Consider the following 3,449-nt stretch of genomic DNA (forward strand, 5'->3'; position numbering starts at 1 on the left):
TTATCCGACTGAATCTTGCCCGAACCCGATCCTGCATTGACTAGCCAGCCCTACCATCCACCTGCGATGCCGAACGAAGACCCGAGCGTCGACATGGACCGCACGCATAAAGCTTCGCTGCTGCCCTATGCTCAACTCGGTGTTCGCTTGCTCGGCGTGATGTTCTTCGTCGACGGCCTTAGCTCAATCTTCGGCGGTTTAATTCAGAACACGTTCCAAACACAGGCCTATGCTGAGTCGGGATACGACGTCGCGATTGACCCGCACTCAGCCGGATGGGCCGCCGGCGGACTTCCCTACTTGGTCGCTGGACTTTACCTGATGGTCGGCGGCAACTGGTTGCTTTTCGCTGTATTCACGTCGCCATCGGCATCCGAAACACAGGATGATCCCGACGACCAACTCCAACGTACCGAGTCCCATGCGGACGGATAACCATGGCGTGCACACGGAGCGGGGCTTGCGGCGGGGTTTGAAATGGACAACTTTACTCTCCCCGCCCGGTGACGCCGGACGTTATCCAGCGTGGCGCGTGGTGATCCAGCCTGTCGAGGCGCGGACAGAACTCGCGTGGTCGATGCGCGTGAAAAACCAACGTGTCGTTGCGCGGACGATTGTCTGGCTTGACGATGAATCCGATTCAGCACCGGGTTTCGCACGAACTATTCGCCGTTCGTGGCGTGCGTCGATGCGCATGGTGATCCGAAACCTGTTGATGCGCGTGTCAGGTTTCTGACTTGTTCACATATCCAAACTACCATCAGGTATCGCGCGAACGACCCACCGTCTGTCGCGTGGTCGGATGCAGACGCCGTTTGTCTGGCACATCGTCGGGCTCTAGACTGAGCTCAATGCGTACGATTTTGCGCCGTGGATAACCATGTGGTGCACACGGAGCAAACGCATCGCCCTTTTACAAGCTTCCATCCGTGGCATGCGTTTGCCCGGTGACCACCGATGTTATCGCACCTTAGTTTTGACCCGCGAAAGTTTCGCCAGCGGCGATGGCTCATCTGTTTGATGGTTGCTGTCACCCATGGGGCCGAAGGCTGTTCTGACCCAACGCTTTTGATCACTCCGCTTCAACGTCGACACTATGCTAGCACCGATACCTTTGTCATTCCATTCGGCGATCTACTCGATCTCGCTTCCACGCCTACAGTCTCGATCAAAACTAACGCGGCGAAATCCGCTTCACCTTAAAGACTTGACCTCGGTCTTGATGTTACACTCTGTTCGTGGTGCCACCTTTGCAAATGGCTCTGATAAGAGCGATAACCAACGGATGCACACGGAGCGGCGGTGGTTGATCTTCACAAATGGTTTCCGAACTCCCGCCGCCCGGTGATCCTGAACGTTCTGCCATTGAAGATTTGACACATGATGCAAATGCCCACCGTTTATGACGATGACATCCTCAACGTCGAAGGTGGTTCTTACCCTGATGGCACGCCAACACGAACGACCGTCGATTCCATCGTTTACCCGCCTGTCGGATTTTTCCCTTTCGCTGCAACTGGAAACGGTGACTATCACGGATTCTACTGGCCAATTGGACGCGAAGATCGGCCTCCGATGGTGGCGTACAGCAGCCATGATGCATATGCCTTGATCCCGGAGCACGGCGACCTCACTTCCGCCGGGCGTTGCCAACTTGCCCGCGACGAAGACCGAAAGCTTACATACGAATTCGAATCGGCATTTGATGCCGTAAACGTTCCGCGACCTACGGTTTTCATTTCCGATGTCGTTGCCGTCGACGACCACAAACAACTACTGACGCTTGATCCTGACTCCCCATTTCGAAATTGCGCCGTCGCCGACCAACTGATCGCTGCGAACGAGCTTGACGACGCGGAATCACACTACCGCAGAGCGATCGAGCGACTCCCGGAGTATGGGGCTGCTCACTTTGGCCTTGGGTATCTGCTTCGGCGGACTCGGCGGCAATCGCAGGCATCAATTCACTTGCGCCAATCCCTACTCTGTCCGCTTGCTTTCTGGGGCGGTTGTTTCTGGTCCGATCACATTCTGCCAGGTTCCTTTAGACCCGACTGGGCCCGCAAAACGCTCCTGTGGCTACAGAAGCTCAAGGAACCCGATGATTCTCTTCGCGACGATCCGTTCATGGAGAACGTTCAAGACTTGACTCTCGATACTGGTGTCGCCGAAAGCCGCGACATCGAATTGTCGATTGCAATGGTTGACGAATATCACCGACGTGGACAATTTCTCGATGCCGTTTTCATGTGGATCTCCATTGGTGATCGTGCCGCGCTTGAAACAACGTCCTTTCGCGAACGATACGGACTGACGGCACGTTCATTCGGCACACGCTTGGCTAGGCTATTTCGTGATGCCGGCATTGAGCGCCGCGCGGAACTCGTCGACAATATGATTTCGATGATGGAGAAACCTGAGGGGCTCTATCTCTAACGCAAAGAAGGCAGAACCATGGGTTGCAACGGAGGCCGCGAGCGGACGTTTTCGAAGTGGTTAGTCTTCCGCGCGGCCCCGCTGAACCCTACCGTTATGCCGCTAAACTCACCTCCTTTCAAAGAACGCTATGGTAAAAACAAAACCCAAGCACCAGATTACGACGACCAAACGCGATCGCCGAACTTACACCCACAGCCAATGTGGACAGGCTACTGAAATCAGCGGCTTTGATTTTGTCCGACTCGCTAATCCCTACTTTTTCACAATGGGTAGTACGGTATGCTGCCAATGCGGGCCCGTACCGTTACGCGAAGTTGCGTGGGACGATACCGGTGAAACTGTCGCGGCCTACCGTCGTCGCCTGCGTTCCAAGAGAATCTGGGTTTGGCTATTCTGGCCAATCTTAATTGCTCTTGGTGCTGGGGGCGGCGTAATGTTTAGCATGCAAGACAATGCCAACAGACCTGACATGCTTGCCGCCGCGGGCGGTGTCGGAGTAATCATCGGCATCGTCGTAGCCTACTTCATTGTTCCTTTCATATTTCAACTCACAATGTTCCGCGACCCGCGCCACATTGACTGAATGCAATAGGACCATCACCCCAATGATGCTAACGATACGCGGCATAGTTATGCCGTTCTTGGCGGACTGTGGTGGTTACTTTGTTGATGCGTTCAAAGCGTCGGCGCACGCGGGATAACAATGCGATGCACGCGAAGTCCGGCTTGCGCGCGGTTTTGAAATGGAAGATCTATCGTCCGGACTCGGTGATCGCTGCCGTTATCGGTACGAGATGCGCTCGTGAAAGTTGCGCTAACGAAGAGTTGCGCAGACGAACATTGGAACCCGAACGCGTTGTTCAACCGCGCTTCGTTTTCTTGATCTCAACACCTGACAAAAGACATGCTAAACTGCTCCCTGGTGTCCGCGTCACCGGCGGGGCCGAAGGCCAGGCAGACGACACACGCGGCACGTTGCGCGTGGATGGATGCTCGGGATGGTTGCGATT

3 protein-coding genes are annotated in these 3,449 nt (G+C 55.1%); all 3 read left to right on the forward strand.

Annotated elements, in window-relative coordinates; genetic code table 11:
• The first annotated feature begins 15 nt into the window (after positions 1-15).
• The 3 genes from RSSM_RS00920 (at position 16) to RSSM_RS00940 (ending at position 3,022) form a co-directional block, all read left to right on the forward strand.
• Positions 16-435 (forward strand): DoxX family protein, encoded by a 420-nt coding sequence (locus tag RSSM_RS00920; RefSeq protein ID WP_144059472.1) that lies wholly within the window; start codon positions 16-18, stop codon positions 433-435.
• A gap of 945 nt (positions 436-1,380) precedes the next feature.
• Positions 1,381-2,436 (forward strand): SMI1/KNR4 family protein, encoded by a 1,056-nt coding sequence (locus RSSM_RS00935; protein ID WP_008673467.1) that lies wholly within the window; start codon positions 1,381-1,383, stop codon positions 2,434-2,436.
• 130 nt (positions 2,437-2,566) lie between these two features.
• Complete coding sequence (locus RSSM_RS00940) at positions 2,567-3,022, forward strand: hypothetical protein (protein WP_044300432.1); 456 nt, start codon at positions 2,567-2,569, stop codon at positions 3,020-3,022.
• The last annotated feature ends 427 nt before the right edge of the window (positions 3,023-3,449 follow it).

Source organism: Aporhodopirellula sallentina SM41 (assembly GCF_000346505.1).
In the GTDB taxonomy this organism is placed as follows: domain Bacteria; phylum Planctomycetota; class Planctomycetia; order Pirellulales; family Pirellulaceae; genus Rhodopirellula; species Rhodopirellula sallentina.

Coding starts and splice junctions, on each gene's coding strand:
- RSSM_RS00935 (WP_008673467.1), top strand. CDS start 1,381: ATGATGCAAATGCCCACCGTTTATGACGATGACATCCTCAACGTCGAA.
- RSSM_RS00940 (WP_044300432.1), top strand. CDS start 2,567: ATGGTAAAAACAAAACCCAAGCACCAGATTACGACGACCAAACGCGAT.